The sequence below is a fragment of the Methylorubrum rhodinum genome, from assembly GCF_014199935.1.
Taxonomy (GTDB): Bacteria; Pseudomonadota; Alphaproteobacteria; order Rhizobiales; family Beijerinckiaceae; genus Methylobacterium; species Methylobacterium rhodinum.
In genome coordinates this window covers 16,875-33,372 of sequence record NZ_JACHOP010000010.1, presented here as the reverse complement: position 1 = coordinate 33,372, position 16,498 = coordinate 16,875, and the positions used below count along the sequence as shown (strand labels likewise).

Here is a 16,498-nt window from a genome sequence, read left to right as displayed (position 1 = left end):
AATCCACCGCCGTCATTCCGGGACCGCGCAGCAGGACCCGGAATCCACACGTGATGCGCGGCTCGTGGACGGTGACGAGCCCAGTCATGGATTCCGGGTTCGCTTCGCGCCCCGGAATGACGGCGAGAGACCTGAAACCCGACCGCGCGGCGACAATCCTTGACTTCCCCCCCTCCCCGTGAATGGTGCCGGCCTCATTCTCAAGAGCCCGCCATGCACCGTTACCGTACCCATACCTGCGGGGCGCTCCGCCCGTCCGACGTCGGCGGCAGCGTCCGCCTGTCCGGCTGGTGCCACCGCATCCGCGACCATGGCGGCGTGCTCTTCATCGACCTGCGCGACCATTACGGCCTGACGCAGTGCGTGATCGACACCGATTCCAAGGCCTTCAAGGCCGCCGAGACCGCCCGCTCCGAGTGGGTGATCCGCATCGACGGGCGCGTGCGCACGAGGCCCGGCGGCACCGAGAACGCCGAGCTGCCGACCGGCGCGATCGAAGTCTACATCGACGACCTCGAAGTGCTGGGCCCGGCCGGCGAGCTGCCGCTGCAGGTGTTCGGCGATCAGGAATACCCGGAGGAGACGCGGCTCAAGTACCGCTTCCTCGATCTGCGCCGGGAGAAGCTGCACGCCAACATCATGAAGCGCGGCGCGATCATCGATTCGCTCCGCCGCCGCATGCGCGAGGGCGGTTTTTTCGAATTTCAGACGCCGATCCTGACCGCCTCCTCGCCTGAGGGGGCGCGCGACTACCTCGTCCCGTCCCGCGTCCACCCCGGAAAATTCTACGCGCTGCCGCAGGCCCCGCAGCAGTTCAAGCAGCTCACGATGATCGCGGGCTTCGACCGCTACTTCCAGATCGCCCCCTGTTTTCGCGACGAGGACGCCCGCGCCGACCGTAGCCCGGGCGAGTTCTACCAGCTCGACATCGAGATGAGCTTCGTCACGCAGGAGGACGTGTTCCAGGCGGTGGAACCCGTGCTGCGCGGCGTGTTCGAGGAGTTCGCTGCGGCCAAGCGGGTGACGAAGGAATTCCCGCGCATCACCTACGCCGACGCGATGCTGAAATACGGCGTCGACAAGCCGGATCTGCGCAACCCGCTGATCATCGCCGACGTCACCGACGAGTTCGGCGAGGACGCGGTCGAGTTCAAGGCGTTCAAGGGCGTGATCAAGTCCGGCGGCGTCGTGCGCGCCATCCCCGCCACGGGGGCGGCCGGCCAGCCGCGCTCGTTCTTCGACAAGCTCAACGACTGGGCCCGCTCGGAAGGCGCGCCGGGGCTCGGCTACATCGTGTTCGAGGAAGAGGGCGGGGCGCTCACCGGCAAGGGGCCGATCGCCAAGTTCATCCCCGCCGACATCCAGGCCCGCATCGCGCAGAAGGCGGGCGCCAAGGCGGGCGATGCGGTGTTCTTCGCAGCCGGGACCGAGGCCAAGGCCGCCGGGCTCGCCGGCAAGGCGCGCATCCGCATCGGCGACGAGCTGGGTCTGTCCGATAAGGACCAGTTCGCGTTCTGCTGGGTCGTCGACTTCCCGATGTACGAGTGGAACGAGGACGAGAAGCGCATCGACTTCTCCCACAACCCGTTCTCGATGCCCAATTTCGAGCGCGAGGAGTTCCTGGCGCTGGGCGAGGAAGACTCCGAAAAAATCCTCGGGATCAAGGCGTTCCAGTACGACATCGTCTGCAACGGCATCGAGCTGTCGTCGGGCGCGATCCGGAACCACCGCCCCGACGTGATGGAGAAGGCGTTCAGTATCGCGGGCTACGGCCGTGAGGTGCTGGAGGAGAAGTTCGGCGGCATGCTGAACGCCCTGCGGCTGGGCGCCCCGCCGCACGGCGGCATCGCGCCGGGTGTGGACCGCATCGTCATGCTGCTCTGCGAGGAGCCGAACATCCGCGAGGTCGTGCTGTACCCGATGAACCAGCGCGCCGAGGACCTGATGATGGGCGCGCCGGCCGAGGTGACGCCCAAGCAGCTGCGCGAGCTGCACATCCGGCTGAATCTGCCCGAGAAGAAGGGGTGAGGCTTCCGCCGAACCCTCCCCCCTCCGCGGGGGAGGGTGCCTCGCGGAGCGAGGCGGGAGAGGGGCTGGCTCCGAACTCTCCGGAAGCGTCGCTCCCCTCTCCCGACCGCCTTCGGGGGCCACCCTCCCCCGCGGAGGGGGGAGGGCCAGGGGTCGCGACCCTCACCGCCGTCGTCGTCGCCCACGACAGCGCGGGCGCCCTGCCCGACTGCCTCGCCGCCCTCACCCGCGAGGGCGTGCGGACCCTCGTCGTCGACAATGCCAGCCGCGACGCCTCCGTCGCGGTGGCGCGGGCGCACGGCGCGCACGTCATCCGAAACGCCCGCAACGAGGGCTACGGCCGCGCCAACACCCTCGGCGTGCGCGCCGCCGAGGGCGCCAGCCACGTCCTGATCCTCAACCCCGACCTGATCCTCCAGCCCGGCGCGGCGGCGGCACTCATGGCGGCCGCGCGGGAATGGCCGGATGCCGGCCTGTTCGCCCCGCGCATCCACGAGCCGGACGGGCGCTTCTTCTACCAGCCGCGCTCGCTGCTCGCCCCCTACCTCGCCAACCCGAAGGGCGTGCGCGCCCTGCCGGAGGGCGACGCCTGCGCACCCTTCCTCTCGGGCGCCTGCCTGATGATCGAGCGGGCCTTCTTCCTCGATCTCGGCGGGTTCGACGAAAACATCTTCCTGTTCTACGAGGACGACGACCTCTGCCGCCGGGTAACGGACGCGGGGCGCGCGCTGGTCCATGTCCACGGCGCGGTGGCGCTCCACGGGCGCGGGCGCTCCTCCGCGCCGGAGCCCGGCCGGGTGTTCCGCACCCGCTGGCATCAGGCGTGGTCGCGCGCCTATGTGTCCCGAAAATACGGGCTGCCGAGCCCGAGCCTCGGCATGCTGATGACCAACGCCCCCAAGGCCCTGCTCTCCGCTCTCGTCCTCCGTCGCGCGGGCGTCGAGCGCTACGGCGGCTCGGCGATAGGCGCGTGGGCGGCGCTCCGCGGGGCCTCGGCGCTCGCCCGCGAAGGACTCGTGCCGTGAGGTTCCTCCTCTCCGGCCCGACCGTGGCGGAAGCGCTGGCGCGCCCGCACAACGGCTTTTCCGCCCTGCGGCTCGCGCTGGCCCTGATGGTGGTGCTGTCGCACGCCGCTAGCGTCGTGACCGGCCGGTTCGAGGACGAGCCGCTGGTGCACGCGACCGGCTTCTCGCTCGGCGAGCACGCGGTGAACGGCTTCTTCGCCGTCTCGGGCTTCCTCGTGACCATGAGCTACGACCGGCGCGGATGGCGCGACTACGTTCTCGCCCGCTCCTTGCGCATCCTGCCGGGGCTGATCGCCGCGACGCTCGTCGTCGGCCTCGGCCTCGGCGCGGCGATGACCCGGCTGCCGCTCGCCGAGTATTGTGCCAGCCCCGAAGTGTGGCGGTTCGTGCGCGGCACGCTGCTCTCGTTCAAGAGCAATGCCAGCCTGCCCGGCGTGTTCGAGGACAATCCCCTGCGCAGCCCGCTCGGCACGGTCTGGACGCTCAAATACGAGACGATCTGCTACGCCGCCGTCCTCGCCGTCGGACTTTTGGGATTGTTGCGTCGACGCTGGGCCGTGCCGGCGCTCGCCGCCGGGCTGGCGCTGACCCTGGCGTGGCTCGAATTCACCGCGCCGACCCTGTCGAAGGGCGTCGAGACGGCTTTACGCCTGCCGCTGATCTTCGCCTGCGGCGCCTGCCTCTATCTCGGGCGCGACCGCATCCGGCTCGGGGCCTGGCCGCTCGTCGGCCTCGTCCTCGCCGTCCTGCTCCAGCCGCACGCGCCCGCGCGCACGCTGCTGTTCGTCGCCGAGAGCTATACGGCGATCTGGCTCGCCTTCCTGCCCGTGCTCGCCCGCCCCGCCCTCGATCCGAAGGCGGACCTCTCCTACGGGGTCTATCTCTACGGCTGGCCGGTGCAGCAGAGCCTGCACGCGCTGTCGCCTTCGGCCGGGGCGCTGGCCCTCCTCGCCCCGGCGATCCTGCTCACGCTGATCGTCGCCGCCGCCTCCTGGTACGGCATCGAGAAGCCGGCGCTTCGGCTCAAGGCGCGGGCGATGGGGCGGCGCACCCTCGGCACCATCGAGCCCGCCGGGCCGTAAGGTTGCTTCGACGGTCCAATTCTGCCCTGCCTCGCCCTCGCTCAGGCGCGCGTCAAAACGCCGAGCGCGCGGCGGGGACATCCGGCCGCGCGCGGCGTTTCATGAGGCCATCCCATTCGTGAAAGCCCGAACGAACCGCGCATGAAGGTCGTCGTCGATCTCAACCGCTGCCAGGCCTACGCCCAGTGCATCTACGCGGCGCCGCGGCACTTCGTGCTGCACGGGCGCGAGGCCCTGGTCTACGACCCCTCCCCCGACGAGGCGGCGCGCGCCGAGATCGAGCGGGCGGTCCAGGCCTGCCCGGTGCGGGCCATCACCGCCTATCCGGACCCGGCCGGAGAGGCCAAGTGAGCGCGGGTCCCTCCGGGGCGCCGGAGCGGATCGTCGTCGTCGGCGCCTCGCTCGCCGGCCTCTCCGCCGCCCACGCCCTGCGCTCGCACGGCTTCACCGGCTCGCTGACGCTGGTCGGCGACGAGCCGCACGCGCCCTACGACCGGCCGCCGCTGTCGAAGCAGGTGCTGCGCGGGCTTTTTTCGCCCGACACCACCCTGCCCCGCCATCCCGACCTGAACGCCGAATTTCGCCTCGGCACGCCCGCCCGCGCGCTCGATCTCGGCGCCCATACCGTAAACCTCGGCGACGGCACGACGCTGCCCTACGACCGCCTGCTGATCGCCACCGGCACCCGCGCCCGGCCCTGGCCGAAGCCCGACGAGGCCATGCTCGCCGGCGTGTTCACCCTGCGCACCCGCGACGATTCCGAAAAGCTCGCGGGCCGGCTGAAGGCGGGGCCGAAGCGCGTCGTCCTCGTCGGCGGCGGCTTCATCGGCTTCGAGGTGGCCTCGACCTGCCGCGACCTCGACATCCCGGTCACCCTGCTGGTGCGCGACGGCCAGCCGCTCGAAGCCGCCCTCGGTCCCCGCCTCGGCGGCCTCGTCGGCGCGATCGCCCGCGAGCGCGGCGTCGATCTGCGGCTCGGCGCCGAGATCGAGCGGATGGAAGCGGAAGGCGGTCGCCTGACCGGCGTGACGCTCAAAGGGGGCGAGCGGATCGAGGCCGACATCGTCGTGGCGGCGATCGGCACGGTCCGCAACGTCGAATGGCTCGAAGGCTCCGGCCTCGCGGCCGACGAGGGCGGCGTTCTGTGCGACGGCTATTGCCGGGCCTTGCGCACCAACGGCGACATCGTCCCGGACGTGTTCGCGGCCGGCGACGTCGCCCGCTGGCCGAACCCGCATGGGGACGAGGCGCTGGTCGCCGTCGAGCACTGGGGCAATGCGCGGGCGCAAGCGAAGGCGGCGGCGCACAACATGCTGGCCGGCCCCGCCGCGGGCCTGACCCGCCACGACCACCTGCCGGATTTCTGGTCGCAGCAATTCGGGCTGACGATCAAGCTCGTCGGGCTGACGGACGGAGCCGACAGCCTCGCCGTCGTCCACGGCTCGCTGGAGGCGCGGCGCTTCGTGGCGCTCTATGGGCGTGAGGGCCGCACGGTCGCCGCGGTCTCGATCGACAGCGCCCGCTGGCTCCCCGCCTACGAGGCCGCGATCCGCGAGCGCGCGCCGTTCCCGCCGATCGAGGACGCCATCGACCAGCCGCGCCTGCGTATCGAGGAGCCGTGACGTGAGCTGCACCACGCTGTTCGAGCAGGTGCTCGACCCCGACAACCGGGCGAACCCCTACCCGCTCTTCGCGCAATTGCGGCGCCAGCCGGTCTGCCGCCAGGAGGACGGCACCTACGTCGTCAGCACGCATGCCGAGATCGCCCGCCTGATCTCCGATCCGCGCATCAGTTCCGAGGACCTGCCCGACCCGCAGAAGTTCCGCTGGACCGGGCATCCGATCACCGACCTCTTCGTGCGCCCGATCCGCGCCGAGATCAGGCGGCGCCACCAGCCCTTCATCTTCCGCGATCCGCCCGACCACGACCGCCTGCGCGGCCTCGTGATGCGCGCCTTCTCGCCCGAGCGGGTGCGGCGGATGCGCCAGGAGACGACCGACCTCACCAACGAACTCATCGAAAAATTCGAGGGCAAGGCCCGGATCGATCTCGTCGACGACTTCTCCTACCCGGTCCCCGTCACGGTGATCTGCAAGCTGCTCGGCGTGCCGCCGGAGGACGAGCCGCAATTCCAGGGCTGGGCGACGCAGCTCGCCACCGCGCTGGAGCCGAACCAGCGCGGCGACGAGGAGACGCGGGCCAAGAACGAGCAGTGCTTCACCGAGATCTCGGAGTTCCTGCGCGACCTGATCGCGAGGAAGCGCAAGGAGCCCCAGGACGACATCCTCACGGATCTCGCCAACGGCGACGACGACACCGAGCGGATGAACGACTTCGACCTGATCGCCACCGCGGTGCTGCTGCTGGTGGCCGGCCACGAGACGACGGTGAACCTGATCACCAACAGCGTGCTGACGCTGCTGCGCTTCCCCGAGCACTGGCAGCGGCTCGCGCGTGAGCCGGAGATCGCGCCGCGCCTGATCGAGGAGATGCTGCGCTACGAGCCGCCGGTCCAGTACCGCACGCGGCTCGCGGTCGCCGACATCCCGATCGCCGGCGTGACGATCCCGAAGGACGCGCCCGTCGTGCTGCTGCTGGCCTCGGGCAACCGCGATCCGGCCCGGTTCGCCGATCCCGACCGATTCGATCCGGACCGCTCCGACAACCGCCATCTCGGCTTCGGCGGCGGCCTGCATTACTGCGTCGGCGCGCCGCTCGCCCGGATCGAGGCCGAGGTCGCCCTCGTCTCCCTCGCGAAGCGGCTCGGGAACCCCCGGCTCGTCGAGGACCCGCCGCCCTACCGGCCCGGCGCCTCGCTCAGGGGGCCGCGTCACCTGTGCCTGTCGTTCGACGGGATCGCGCAGGCGTGAGGCCGGCCGATCGAGCCGGCTTCGCTCGTCTCATCCAGGAGTTGCTGCGGTTCGTCCGACCCTGCCCCCCATCCTGAGGCGGTGGCGCGGCCCGATCACAGGAAGGTGCAGGCGCCGGGAGAGGCCCCGCGCGGGGAGGCGACGGAGCGCAAACGAAACCGTCGCCCCGGATCGGTAATCCGGGACGACGCTTCGGGCGATGCGGGAAACGGCGCGCCTGCGGGCGCGCCGGACGGCGTCAGTCCTTGCGCACCAGCGGGGCCGGGGCGACGGAGGCCGGGCTGTCCCAGGCATAGCGGAAGCCCACCGAGACGAGGTCGGCGCTGCCGTCGGCGACGGCCGCGAACGGGATGTTGCCGACGTTGTAGTTCTGGCCCGGGCCGGCCACGATCCGGTTCTTCTGGATGAAGACGTGGGCGTAGCTGGCGTTGAGGGTCAGCTTGTCGCTCCAACGGTAGCTGCCGCCGACCGAGACGATGTAGCGGTCGCTGTCGGGCAGGCGCACCGAGCGGTTGGAATTGTCGATCGGCCCGTCGTCGTAGCCGAAGCCGCCGCGCACCGTCAGGTTCGGCGACCAGTCGTATTCCAGGCCGACCGAGTAGAAGTAGGAATCCTTGAACTTGAGCGGCAGCTCGGTGACCGGCACGCCGAGCAGCTTCGAGACGATGGCGATGTCGCCGACCCTCGACCAATTGTCCCACTCGAAGCCGAGATTGATCCGGGTGACCGGGTTGATCGCCTGGGTCAGGCCGACGCTGAGCTTCTCCGGCGTGTTGAGGTTGGCCTTGACCGCGCCGACCGCGAAGGCGATCGCCGGGTTGGGAACGGCGAACGAGCCGTCGATGTCGTGATGGACCGAGGAGCGGTAGCCGACGCCGAGCACCGTGCCGTCCCAGGGGGTGATCGTCGCGCCCGCGGTCCAGCCCGCGCTCCACGACTCGCCCTTGAGGAAGGCCGGCGGGTAGAAGGCCGGGGAGAGGCCGGCGACCGGCACCGCCTGGCGCAGGGTGAGGCGGAAATACTCGATGTTGGCGCCGACGCCGACCGAGAGCCAGTCGTTCACCCGGTAGCCGATGACCGGATTGAACGCGAGGGAGAAGATGCGCGAGGAGCGGCCGTAGATCGAGCCGGCCCAGTCGGGGCGCGGCTTGGTGACGAGGCCGTAGGGCGCGCCGGTCTGGATGCCGACGTAGAGGCGGTCGGTGAGCTGGTAGGAGGTCGCGCCGGACGGCAGCACGGCGCCCTGGCCGATCTCGCCGGAATCCCCGAAGGGCGCGAGGAACGGAGCCGTGCCGACGGTCGGCCGGATCTCGCCCGACAGGTTGACGAAGGTCAGGCTCTGCTCGGAGACGAAGCCCGGCCGCATCGTCACGGTCGCCGGGTTCCAGAAGATCGACGAGACGCCCGCCGCGCCCGAGGCCGACCCGGCGAAGGAGAGCCCCAGGCCCTGCGCGCTCTGCTCGCGCAGGCCGAAGGCGCCGGCCTGCGCCCCCGTCGCCGCGCCCATCGACGCCGCCGCGACCGCCCCCGCGAAGGCGAGGGCACGGATCGTCTCCCCAGTCATGTCGTTCTCCCGAGCGTTTCTTGATCGTTGTCGAGGACGACAATCGAAGCGGTTCACGCACCGCGCGTCGAGGGTTCGAGGGGATGACTTAATCAAGAATTACCGACCGCGCGATTTTTGCCACGGTCGCGCCGGGCTCCGTCTTCCGTGGCCGCGGCGCCACGTCGGACCCGTCCGGAAACCGGGACGAGCGGTGCCGGGGTTTCGCCTCCATCTTGAGCGGCCGCGCTTGCACCCCGTCCCCGCGGCGGCCATGCTCGCCGCAAAAGCCCCGGAGAGTTCAGGGAGATCCGGCGATGAAGCTGATCCGGCACGGCGAGAACGGCGAGGAGCGGCCGGGTCTGGTCGATCGCGACGGCGGCCTGCGCGACCTCTCGGGCGTGTTGCGCGACATCGCCGGCCCCGGCCTCTCGCGCGAATCCCTCGACCGGCTCGCCCGCATCGATCCGCAGAGCCTGCCGCTCCTGCCCGCGGGCACCCGTCTCGGCCCCTGCGTCGGCGGCACCCGCAACTTCGTGGCGATCGGCCTCAACTATGCCGACCACGCCGCCGAGACCGGCGCGGCGATTCCCGCCGAGCCGATCGTGTTCAACAAGGCGCCCTCCTGCATCGTCGGCCCCAACGACACGGTGATCCTGCCCAAGGGCTCGGCCAAGACCGACTGGGAGGTGGAGCTCGCCGTGGTGATCGGCGCCCGCGCTTCTTATGTCCACGCCAACGAGGCCCTGCGCTACGTGGCGGGCGTGTGCATCTGCAACGACCTGTCCGAGCGCGAATTCCAGATGGAGCGCGGCGGCACGTGGACGAAGGGCAAGGGCTGCCCGACCTTCGGCCCGCTCGGCCCCTGGCTGGTGACGCTCGACGAGATTCCCGACCTGAAGACCCTCGCGATGAGCCTCGACCTCAACGGGCGGCGGATGCAGACCGGCTCGACCGCCACCATGATCTTCGACGTGGCGCAGATCGTCGCCTACGTCTCGCACTTCATGATGCTGGAGCCCGGCGACGTCATCACCACCGGCACGCCGCCGGGCGTGGGGCTCGGCATGAAGCCGCAGCGCTTCCTCCGCAGCGACGACGAGATGGTGCTGCGCATCGACGGCCTCGGCGAACAGCGCCAACGGGTCGTGGCGTTCGACGACTGGACCGCGAAGGTCGCCGCGGGCGAGCCGACGAATTGATTTCTTAGGACATCAGCGCGGCATCCACCGCCGCCGGGTTCGTCGCGATCACCCGCAGCAGCACGGCGGCGGCCGGATCGGGCCGGGTGCGGCCCTGCTCCCAGCTCTGGACGGTGTCGGGGTCGAGCGCGAAGCGGATCGCGAATTCCTGGAGCGTCAGGTCGAGCCCCTGGCGGATGGCGCGAACATCGATATCCGCGTCCATGATCTGCGCATGAATGCCGAGAGCGGCGAATTCGGCCTGCACATCGCGCTCGTCCGGGATCGTGAGAGCGAGAGTGACGGCGTGGCCGGCCGCGATCCGGTCCATCGCGGCGTGCGCTTCGCGCAGGGACGTGCCAAGCGCCTTGATGGTCTGGATCGCCGTGACGGGCTGCGGGATCGGCCCCGCCATCGACAGCCGCAGCCTAGCGGGGGAACCGGATAAGGCGGGGGGCTCGGCCGGGGTTTCGTCCCGTCGTGCGAGCGCTTCCTTGAAGGACAAGCGAGTCGGCACCGGTCACCTCCAGGATTTTCGAACCGATCGCATTCAGGCCGCTGCGCCGGAGTGCGCCCGGCGCAAGTCCCTCTACATGCGCGTCTTCGATCGTCAGAACGCCGCCCGACAGCCGCACCGCGCCGGCGAGTCGCACGATGCCGGACGGCGTCCCGATCACGACGATCATCTCGGAGCCTTCCGCCTCGTCGATCTCGATCGTGATCCGATCCGCCGTCCACATCTAGGCAAATCACCGTCCAGCGACAACGCGCGGCCCCGCAGGGTTGCCAGTCAAGCATCGTACAACCGCCCGCTCCACGGCAAGGCTTGATTTTTCCCCCGCCTTCGCCCTCAAAGGTGTCCATGAGCGACACCGTTGTCCCCCTCACCTCCTCCGCCGCCCCGGCCGCCATCCGGCACGACTGGACGCTGTCCGAGATCCAGGCGATCCACGACCTGCCGCTGCTCGACCTCGTGCATCGGGCCGGCCTCGTGCATCGGGCGCACAACGACCCGGCCGACATCCAGCGGGCCGCGCTGCTCTCGATCAAGACCGGCGGCTGCCCCGAGGATTGCGCCTATTGTCCGCAATCGGCCCATCACAAGGGCGCCAACCTGCCGCGCGAGCGGCTGATGCCGGTGGAGGCCGTGCTGAAGGAGGCCGCTGCGGCGAAAGCCAACGGGGCGCACCGTTTCTGCATGGGCGCGGCGTGGCGCAAGCCGAAGGACGGGCCGGACTTCGACGCGGTGCTGGAGATGGTGCGCGGCGTGCGCGGTCTCGGGATGGAAGCCTGCGTGACCCTCGGCATGCTGACGCATAGCCAAGCGCAGCGCCTCGCGGAGGCCGGGCTCACCTCCTACAACCACAACCTCGACACCGGCCCCGAATTCTACGGCGACATCATCTCGACGCGCACCTACGAGGACCGGCTCCAGACCCTGGAGCACGTGCGCGAGGCCGGCATCGGCGTCTGCTGCGGCGGCATCGTCGGCATGGGCGAGCGGGTGCGCGACCGGGCCGAGATGCTGCTGGTGCTGGCCAACCACGCGCCGCATCCGGAGAGCGTGCCGATCAACGCGCTGGTGGCCGTCGAGGGCACACCGCTGGAGGACCGCCCGCCGATCGATCCGCTCGAATTGGTCCGGATGTGCGCCACCGCCCGCATCGTCATGCCCAAGGCCCGCGTGCGCCTCAGCGCCGGCCGCAAGAGCCTGACCCGCGAGGCGCAGATCCTCTGCTTCCTGGCCGGCGCCAACTCGATCTTCTACGGCGAGCGCCTGCTCACCACCGCCAACAACGAGGCGGACGAGGACGCCGCGCTCCTGCGCGACATCGGCGTGCCGGTGCCGGAGGTGACGCTGGCGGCGGCGGAGTAAAACGCGGCCTTTCCCACCCACGCCCTCATCCTGAGGTGCGGAGCGAAGCGGAGCCTCGAAGGAGGCCTCCAACTCGCGTGCGATCCCTGGAGCCCTCCTTCGAGGCCGCTTCGCGGCACCTCAGGAGGAGGGTGTGGGGTGGAGGCCGGTCGCTTTACGCCGCCTTCGCCTGCGCCGCCCGGTCCGGGATGACGAGGCGGAAGCAGGCGCCGCTCGCGGTCTCGTCGAGGCCCAAAGTGCCGCCGTTGAGGCGCACCAGCTCCGAGGCGATGGCGAGGCCGAGCCCCGTGCCGCCGGGGCGGGTCGAGCCCTGGAAGGCGGAAAACAGGTTGGCCCGCGCGCGGGGCGGCACGCCGGGGCCATTGTCCGAGACAAGGATCGTGACGCGGCCCGAGCCGCGGGCGCCGTCGCGAAAGCCCTCGATCTCGACATGGGCGCCCTGGGTGCGCGAAGCCGCGTGGGCCTGGACCGCGTTGCGCACGAGGTTGGTCAGCGCCCGCAGGAGCTGCTCGGGATCGGCGTCGATCTCGAGGTCGTCGGGGGCGCGCACGCTCACCTGCACGCCCGCGGCCGGCATGAGGCCGCCGAGGTCGGGCAACTCGTCGAGGAGCGGGGCCAAAGCCACCATGCGGCGCTGCGGGCTGGGCTCGGTCGCCCGGCCGTAGGCGAGCGTCGCTTCGCAGAAGCGGATCGCCCGGTCGAGGGTGGCGACGAGGCGCGGGGCGACGCGCTGCACCAGCGGATCGGAGGAGGTCTCGAACCGGTCGCCCAGCAACTGGGCGGTGGTGAGCAAGTTGCGCAGCTCGTGGTTGATCTTGCTCACCGAGAGGCCGAGTTCGGCCAGCCGCCGCTTCTGGCGCAGCTCGCCGCCGAGCGCCACTTCCATCCGGGCGAGCGCGGCCTCGGCCTGACCGATCTCGTCGGTGCGGCGCGGGCCGGACGCCGGGCGGTCGGGTCGCTCGGGATCGTCGGCGAAGGCGGCGATGTTGCGGGCGAGCCGCAGGACCGGCCGCACGATGGTCCGCTGCAGCACGAAGAACACGAGGCCGGCGGCGATGGCGGCGATGACGGCGCAGGCGGCCAGCAGGCGCAGCGCGAAGGCGACGAGCCGGTCGCGCAGGGGCGCCTCGTCCACGAGGACCTCGACGGCCCCGAGGCCGCCCCGCCCGTTGCCGACCGCCCGGATCGGCTTGTCGGCGGGAAACAGCAGGGTGCGGAAGGCGCCGCGGACGGCACCGGTCCAATCCTGCTCGCGCAGGTCCACGGTCTCGGCGACCGCCTCGGGCACCGGCTCGACGGCGAGCAGCCGCCATGCCTCGCCGTCGCGCACCGCGATGGCCCGCGCGCCCAACTCGGCCAGCAGGCGCCGGGCGAGGTCGCCGGAGACGTTGCCCTCGGGAGCGGCCCGCAGCACCAGGGCGGCGACCTGGGCCGCCGCCACGCGGTCGGACAGGCGCGAGAGCCGGTAGCTCGCGAGCAGAGGCACGAAGACCAGGATCTCGGCCAGCACCACGAAGGCGACGGTGAGCAGGAACAACCGGCCCGACAGGCCGAGGCGCGAGCGGGAGGCCGAGCGGAAGCGGGATGCTCCCCCCATCGTCGTCCCGGCCGAAATCTCACATTGCACGTTCAGGGGCACGGGAAGGGCGGCCAAAGCCGCCGGTTCGTGCCGGTCCGTCCGCTCCGGGGTGCCAGCCCGGCGCGAGAACGGAAAGCGGGGCCGTCTCAAGCGTCACCCGTCGTTGTGGCTGTCGATCTGAGCGGCGCATCCCTCGCCCCGGCCTGACCTCTGGCCGAGGCGCCCGGGACGAGGGGCGTGCGCCACTCGCTTGTGCGCAAGTCTTATGCGCGGAGCGTCCGTCGCTCAAGACGTCTGCGTAGATAAACCGACAGGAGCGCGAAGGCCGCGAGTCCGGCGAGGGCGGCGATCAGGGTCGGGCTCACCAGGGAGCGCAGGTCGAGGCCGACGGCGCAATCCGTGCCGCCCGCGGCGAGGCAGGCGGCGCGGGTCGCCTCGCGGGCGGCGAGCAGCTCGTCGAGGCCGGCGCCGAGGCCGGCGAAGACGAAGGCGCCCGGCATCAGGCCGAGCAGGGTGGCGAGGAAGAAGCTGCGGAACGACACCCCGAAGGCCGCGGGCGTGAGGTTGGTCATCCAGAACGGGAAGATCGGCAGCAGCCGCAGGGTCAGGACGTAGCCGAAGCCGTCGCGGCGGAAGCCTTCGGCGAAGCGCCCGAGGCGGGGGCCGGCCCGGCGGCGGATCAGGTCGCCCGCGGCGAGCCGCCCGATCGAGAACACGATCATCGCCCCCGTGGTCGCCGAACCGACCGAGATCAGGGCGCCGGTGAGCGTGCCGAACAGGAGGCCGGAGAGGGAAGTGAGCGCGACGGTGACGGCAGGGATCGAGACGACCACGCCGCCGACGAAGACGAGGGCCATGAGCGCGATGGCCCGCGCCCGGTCCTCGGCGACGGCGGCCTGGAGCGCGGCGCGGGCCTCGGAGATGCGGTCGAGATCGAGCAGGCGCGCGCCGCCGGCGGCGGCGATCCCGAGGGACAGGGCCAGCAGCACCACGAGCGGCAGCCAGCGCAGCCAGACCCGCCGCCGGGGACCACCCTCCATCATCGCCCGATCCTGGGTTTCGAAAGGGCAAGCCCTTTCGCGGGTCCAGGGCGGAGCCCTGGTTGGGAGGGAGACCGGGGCTCCGCCCCGGTGCCCCGCCAAAGGGATGATCCCTTTGGGATCCCGGAATTGCCCATCAGCCGGGCTTGCGCATCCGGAGGATCTTGAAGAAGCCGCCGGGGAAGGTCGGGGCGAGGCCCATCACCTCGACGCCGTTGCGGCGGGCCCAGGCTTCGATGCGGGTCGCCTTGAAGTCGGAGGACCAGCCGATCTTGGTGCAGAGCGGGGCGACGATCTCCTCGACGCGGGCGACCGGGCCGTTGGACTGGCCGAAATGATTGGCGAGCACGATGCCGCCGCCGGGGCGCACCACCCGCAGGAACTCGGTCAGCGCCGCTTCCGGGTCGGGCACCAGGGTGATCAGGAACTGCGCCACCACCGCGTCGAAGCTGGCGTCCCGGTAGCCGAGGCGGCACACGTCCATGACCTGCAGGCCCTTGACGTGGGTGAGGCCGCGGCGGGCGACCTTGCGGCTCGCGCGCTTCAGCATGTCCTGCGAGAGATCGACGCCGCAGACGAAGCTGTCGCGCGGGTAGTAGCCGAGCGACAGGCCGGTGCCGACGCCGGCCTCCAGCACCCGCGGCCCGTGGGCGACGGCGGCCTGGACGGCGGCGCGGGCGGCGGGCTCGGTCAGCTTGTCGTAGACGACGTCGTAGACCGGCGCCCAGCGGGCATAGGCCTTGCGCATCAGGTCGGTGGTCGGCCCGGCCTCGGGCGCCCGCTGGTTCAGCATTGCGTGCGTGACCCTTTTCTCAGATCGTCCCGTCGCGCCGCGAACCGGGCTGAGGCCGGGACGGGGCGAGGGATAAAGCTATCGGAAAACCGGATTGCGACGGGCTTTGCGCGAGGCGTCCCATCAAGCCGCCTCGGCCGCTCCGGCCTGCAACGCGCCGATGCGGCGGATGGTGCCGCCGCCGAGCACGCGGGCGCGGGGGCCGTCGTCGGCGTAGATCACGCAGGCCTGCCCCGGCGAGACGCCGTCCTCGGGGGCGGCGAGTTCGACTTCGGCGCAAGACTCCGCGGCGTTCCACGACAGGCGCGCGGGCCGCGGCTCGCGGGTGGAGCGCACGCGCACGGCCACCGGCAGGTCGGCCAGCGTCTCGGGCGCGCCCTCGCCGAGCCAGTTGAGGCCGGTCAGCCGGATGCGGCGGGTGGCGAGCGCGGCGCGGGGGCCGACGACGACGCGGGCGGTCTCGGGCTCCAGCCGCACGACGTAGAGCGGTTCGCCGACCGAGAGCTTCAGGCCGCGGCGCTGGCCGACGGTGTAGTGGACGATGCCCTGGTGCTCGCCGAGCTGGCGGCCTTCCAGATCGACGATGGCGCCGGGGCGGGCCGCCTCGGGCCGCAGCTTGGCGATGACGTCGGCATAGCCGCCCTGGGGCACGAAGCAGATGTCCTGGCTGTCGGCCTTGTCGGCGACCGTCAGCCCCAGGTCGCGGGCGAGCGCCCGGGTCTCGTCCTTGGGGCGCTCGCCGAGCGGAAAGCGCAGGAAGGCGAGCTGCTCGGGCGTGGTCGCGTAGAGGAAGTAGCTCTGGTCGCGGGCCGGATCGAGGGCGCGGTAGAGCGCGCGCCCTCCCCCCGCGGCCGGCCGGCTCGCGACGTAGTGGCCGGTGGCCAAAGCCTCGGCGCCGAGATCGCGGGCCATGCCGAGCAGGTCGCGGAACTTGACCGAGCGGTTGCACTCGACGCAGGGGATCGGCGTCTCGCCCGACAGATAGCTCTCGGCGAAGCGGTCGATCACCGACTCGCGGAAGCGGTCCTCGTAGTCGAGGACGTAGTGGGGGATGCCCAGCGTCTCGGCGACGTTGCGGGCATCGTGGATGTCGCGCCCCGCGCAGCAGGCGCCCTTGCGGTGGGTCGCCGCGCCGTGATCGTAGAGCTGGAGCGTGACGCCGACGACGTCGTAGCCCTCGCGCTTCAGCAGCCCGGCCACCACCGAGGAATCCACGCCGCCCGACATGGCGACGACGACGCGCGTCTCGTGCGGGGGCTTCGGGAGATCGAGCGAGTTCATGGCCGTGATGGGCCCGTGCGGACCGTCGCGAGGGCGCGAGCGGCACAGGGCGCGCGCGTGGCCTCGTCTATAGCGATCCCGATCCCGGTTTTCCAGGGACGGACCGAGGGGCTGGGCCGGCAAAACCTGCCGGGCGGGCGGCATTTTTCGCTTGCCTGCCGCGGGGCGGGTCGACGGCAGCGGAAAATTCGTTCGATCC

15 protein-coding genes are annotated in these 16,498 nt (G+C 71.3%); 8 read left to right on the top strand and 7 right to left on the bottom strand.

Annotated features, from left to right (window positions below):
* Positions 1-213 precede the first annotated feature (213 nt).
* From aspS to HNR00_RS12960, 6 genes are all read left to right on the top strand, one after another.
* On the top strand, positions 214-2,028 hold the full coding sequence (aspS, locus tag HNR00_RS12985; protein WP_183569903.1) for an aspartate--tRNA ligase: 1,815 nt from the start codon (positions 214-216) through the stop codon (positions 2,026-2,028).
* Positions 2,029-2,228: 200 nt separating this feature from the next.
* Positions 2,229-3,053 carry a glycosyltransferase family 2 protein gene (locus tag HNR00_RS12980; RefSeq protein ID WP_246390603.1) on the top strand — a complete coding sequence of 275 codons (825 nt, stop codon included), beginning with the start codon at positions 2,229-2,231 and terminating at the stop codon, positions 3,051-3,053.
* On the top strand, positions 3,050-4,135 hold the full coding sequence (locus HNR00_RS12975) for an acyltransferase family protein (protein ID WP_183569901.1): 1,086 nt from the start codon (positions 3,050-3,052) through the stop codon (positions 4,133-4,135). The genes HNR00_RS12980 and HNR00_RS12975 overlap by 4 nt, the downstream gene beginning before the upstream one ends.
* Positions 4,136-4,276: 141 nt before the next feature.
* Positions 4,277-4,486: a ferredoxin gene (locus HNR00_RS12970; protein WP_183569899.1), complete on the top strand. Its 210-nt coding sequence runs from the start codon at positions 4,277-4,279 to the stop codon at positions 4,484-4,486.
* Positions 4,483-5,757, top strand: a complete 1,275-nt coding sequence (locus HNR00_RS12965) for an NAD(P)/FAD-dependent oxidoreductase (protein WP_183569897.1) — start codon at positions 4,483-4,485, stop codon at positions 5,755-5,757. The genes HNR00_RS12970 and HNR00_RS12965 overlap by 4 nt, the downstream gene beginning before the upstream one ends.
* A 1-nt stretch (position 5,758) precedes the next feature.
* Positions 5,759-7,006 (top strand): cytochrome P450, encoded by a 1,248-nt coding sequence (locus tag HNR00_RS12960; protein ID WP_183569895.1) that lies wholly within the window; start codon positions 5,759-5,761, stop codon positions 7,004-7,006.
* A gap of 238 nt (positions 7,007-7,244) precedes the next feature.
* Here the strand turns inward: HNR00_RS12960 and HNR00_RS12955 are convergent, their stop codons facing one another.
* A complete protein-coding gene (locus tag HNR00_RS12955; protein WP_183569893.1) occupies positions 7,245-8,570 on the bottom strand; it encodes an OmpP1/FadL family transporter in 1,326 nt (441 codons plus the stop codon).
* A 296-nt stretch (positions 8,571-8,866) separates the two neighbouring features.
* On the opposite strand from HNR00_RS12955, the gene HNR00_RS12950 reads away from it, so the two are divergent.
* Complete coding sequence (locus tag HNR00_RS12950) at positions 8,867-9,751, top strand: fumarylacetoacetate hydrolase family protein (RefSeq protein ID WP_183569891.1); 885 nt, start codon at positions 8,867-8,869, stop codon at positions 9,749-9,751.
* Between the two features lie 4 nt (positions 9,752-9,755).
* Here the strand turns inward: HNR00_RS12950 and HNR00_RS12945 are convergent, their stop codons facing one another.
* The gene (locus HNR00_RS12945) at positions 9,756-10,145 is read right to left on the bottom strand and encodes a helix-turn-helix domain-containing protein (protein ID WP_183569889.1); all 390 of its coding nucleotides are present in this window, start codon (positions 10,143-10,145) and stop codon (positions 9,756-9,758) included.
* A 13-nt stretch (positions 10,146-10,158) separates the two neighbouring features.
* On the bottom strand, positions 10,159-10,470 hold the full coding sequence (locus HNR00_RS12940; protein WP_183569887.1) for a hypothetical protein: 312 nt from the start codon (positions 10,468-10,470) through the stop codon (positions 10,159-10,161).
* A gap of 122 nt (positions 10,471-10,592) precedes the next feature.
* On the opposite strand from HNR00_RS12940, the gene bioB reads away from it, so the two are divergent.
* Complete coding sequence (bioB, locus tag HNR00_RS12935) at positions 10,593-11,606, top strand: biotin synthase BioB (protein ID WP_183569885.1); 1,014 nt, start codon at positions 10,593-10,595, stop codon at positions 11,604-11,606.
* Positions 11,607-11,760: 154 nt separating this feature from the next.
* Here bioB and HNR00_RS12930 read toward each other — a convergent pair whose 3' ends face one another.
* From HNR00_RS12930 to mnmA, 4 genes are all read right to left on the bottom strand, one after another.
* Positions 11,761-13,203: a sensor histidine kinase gene (locus tag HNR00_RS12930; RefSeq protein ID WP_183569883.1), complete on the bottom strand. Its 1,443-nt coding sequence runs from the start codon at positions 13,201-13,203 to the stop codon at positions 11,761-11,763.
* Between the two features lie 245 nt (positions 13,204-13,448).
* Entirely contained in the window at positions 13,449-14,228 is a 780-nt protein-coding gene (locus HNR00_RS12925) for a TVP38/TMEM64 family protein (RefSeq protein WP_183569881.1), read from the bottom strand.
* Positions 14,229-14,361: 133 nt separating this feature from the next.
* The gene (locus HNR00_RS12920) at positions 14,362-15,018 is read right to left on the bottom strand and encodes a class I SAM-dependent methyltransferase (RefSeq protein ID WP_183569879.1); all 657 of its coding nucleotides are present in this window, start codon (positions 15,016-15,018) and stop codon (positions 14,362-14,364) included.
* Positions 15,019-15,141: 123 nt separating this feature from the next.
* Positions 15,142-16,299, bottom strand: a complete 1,158-nt coding sequence (gene mnmA / locus HNR00_RS12915; RefSeq protein WP_183569877.1) for a tRNA 2-thiouridine(34) synthase MnmA — start codon at positions 16,297-16,299, stop codon at positions 15,142-15,144.
* Positions 16,300-16,498 lie beyond the last annotated feature (199 nt).